2 protein-coding genes are annotated in these 2,649 nt (G+C 65.5%); one reads left to right on the top strand and one right to left on the bottom strand.

Features of this window, described 5'->3' with window-relative positions:
• A partial coding sequence (gene rnr / locus AB7F41_RS17175; protein WP_428406726.1) for a ribonuclease R occupies positions 1–2,146 on the top strand: 2,146 nt, incomplete at its 5' end.
• A 33-nt stretch (positions 2,147–2,179) separates the two neighbouring features.
• Here the strand turns inward: rnr and AB7F41_RS17180 are convergent.
• Positions 2,180–2,649, bottom strand: a 470-nt coding sequence (locus AB7F41_RS17180) for a PAS domain S-box protein (RefSeq protein ID WP_428406727.1), incomplete at its 5' end; no start/stop codon positions are given.

Here is a 2,649-nt window from a genome sequence, read left to right on the forward strand (position 1 = left end):
CGAATTGCGCGCGCGCCTGCGCGCGCTCGAAGACGACGGCAAGATCGAGCGGACGGGCAGAAAGATCGTGCAGACAGAAACGCTCGCGCCGGTCGGCGCGATCGACGTCATGTCGGTCGACGATGACGGCGATCTTCTCTGCATGCCGGCGAACTGGCGCGGCGAGGCCGAGCCGCCGATGATCCGCCTCGCCGCGAAGAAAGCCGCACGGCTGAAGCCCGCGCCCGGCGTCGGGGACCGCCTCCTCGCCCGGCTGCGCCCTGCGGGCGATGACGGCTATGACGCCGACATCATCAAGGCGATCGGCAAAAGCGCGCATCGCTTCCTCGCGGTTTTCAGAAAGACCGGCGCCGGGGGCGTCGCCGAGCCTGTCGAGCGCCGCGCGCGCAATCGCTTCACCATCGGCCGGGGCGACGCAGGCAAGGCCGAGGACGGCGATCTCGTCTGGGTCGAGACGACAGGCGGGCGAGGCGGCGAGCGCTACGGATCGCAGCGCGCGCGCGTTAGGGAAATCGCCGGCCATATCGACGACCGCCACGCTTTTTCGCTGATCGCGCTCGCCAATCACAGCATTCCGATCGCGTTTCCGGACGACGTCCTCGCCGAGGCCGAAAAGGCGCGCCTTCCCTCGCTCGGAAAGCGCGCGGATCTTCGCGCCATCCCCCTCCTCACCATCGATCCTGAAGACGCCAAGGACCATGATGACGCGGTCTGGGCCGCGCCCGACGACGACGAAAAGAACGAAGGCGGCTTTCGCGTCATCGTCGCGATCGCCGATGTCAGCTATTTCGTTCCCTCCGGCGGCGCGCTCGATCGCGAGGCCGCGCGGCGGGGAAATTCGGTCTACCTTCCCGACCGCGTCGTGCCGATGCTGCCCGAACGACTCTCGAATGATCTGTGTTCGTTGAAGGAAGGCGTCGAACGGCCCTGCCTCGCCGTCGAGATGCGGATCACGAAAGACGGCGCCAAGATCGCGCATCGCTTCATGCGGGCGATGATGCGCTCGGCCGCAAAGCTCGCCTATGGCGACGCGCAGGCGATCATCGACGGCGAAGAGGCGCCGACGGAAATAGCAGAGACGGTAAGACGCCTCCACGCGGCGTTTCAGGCCCGCTGGCGCGAGCGCAAGCATCGCGCGCCGCTCGATCTCGACCTCCCGGAACGCAAGATCATCCTCGGACCGGACGGCCGCGTTCTCAAGGTCGAAAAGCGCGAGCGTTTCGACGCGCACCGCCTGATCGAGGAATTCATGATCCTGGCGAATATCTGCGCGGCGGAAACTTTGGAGCAGAAGAAGGTTCCCCGCATCTATCGCGTTCATGACGCGCCCGACGAGGAGCGGCTCCAATCGGCGCGCGACTATCTCGACGATCTCGGCTATTCGCTCGTCAAGGGGCCGTCGGCGCGGCCCGCGCATTTCAATGAAATCCTCAAAAAAGCCGAAGCGCGCGATGAAAAGGAGCTCGTCTCCGAGGTCGTTCTCCGCTCGCAGAAGCAGGCGGTCTATGCGACGGACAATCTCGGCCATTTCGGGCTGAACATTCCGCGTTATGCGCATTTCACCTCGCCGATCCGGCGCTATGCGGACTTGACCGTGCACCGCGCCCTCGTCGCGGCCGAAAAGCTCGGCGCCGGCGGCCAGACCGACGCCGAAGCCCAAAGGCTTTCGAAAATCGCCGAAGAGATTTCCGATTATGAGCGGCGCGCCATGACGGCGGAGCGGGAATCCGCGGACCGCTATCTCGCCGAATACCTGTCCGACCGGGTCGGCGTCGAGTTCGACGGCCGCATCAGGGGCGTCACCCGTTTCGGCCTTTTCATCATGCTCGACGAGACCGGCGCCGACGGCTTTGCGCCCATCCGCCTGCTCGGGGACGAACGTTTCACCTTCGTCGAGGAGCGCCATGCGGTCGTCGGCGATAGGACGGGGGCTTTCTACCGACTCGGCCAGCCGGTGCGCGTGGCGCTCAAGGAGGCGACGCCCTTGACCGGCGGCTTGCAGTTTGAAGTGCTCTCGGACCCAATTCCGGATGCGAGGAGACCGCCGAAGAAAAGAGGCGCCAAGAAGACCAAGAAGACCGGGCGGGAGGCGGCGGGAAGAAAGACGAAGCAACGCCGCCCTTCGTTCAAGCGCGGAGAGCGATAGGCTCGATCAGCGTCTCCCGAGGAGCGCGAGCGTTTATTCCGCCGCGTGCATCTTTATGGCCCCGCGCTTCGACAGCCGCCCGCCGCTGAAGACGAAGCCGTCGACGCCCGGCACATAAAGCATATTGGTGAGGCGTCCGCAGAGCGGCACATAATCGCCATTCGCGCCCTTGAAGCAGACATGCGGCAGCGGGATCACCTCGCCGAGACTCGACAGCGCCCGGCCGCCGACCGCGCGGAATTGGGCGAAGTCGTCGGGATGGAGAATGTCCTTTGTCGTGCGCCCGACAAGCGCGCGCGCCGGGACGCCAAGCGCGGCCTCGACGGACGGACTGGCATAGATGATCCTGCCCTCCGGCGAGAAGACGAGCGTGAGGTCTTGCGAGCATTCGATAAGCGCCCGGAAGCGCTTCTCGGCGTCATTGGCGGCGTCGACCTGCTTCTTCAGGGCATCGAGCAGACGGTCGTTGCGCGAACGCAATCGGATGGAGCGCATCACCATCT

This window comes from Methylocystis sp., from assembly GCF_050251305.1.
Lineage (GTDB): Bacteria > Pseudomonadota > Alphaproteobacteria > Rhizobiales > Beijerinckiaceae > Methylocystis.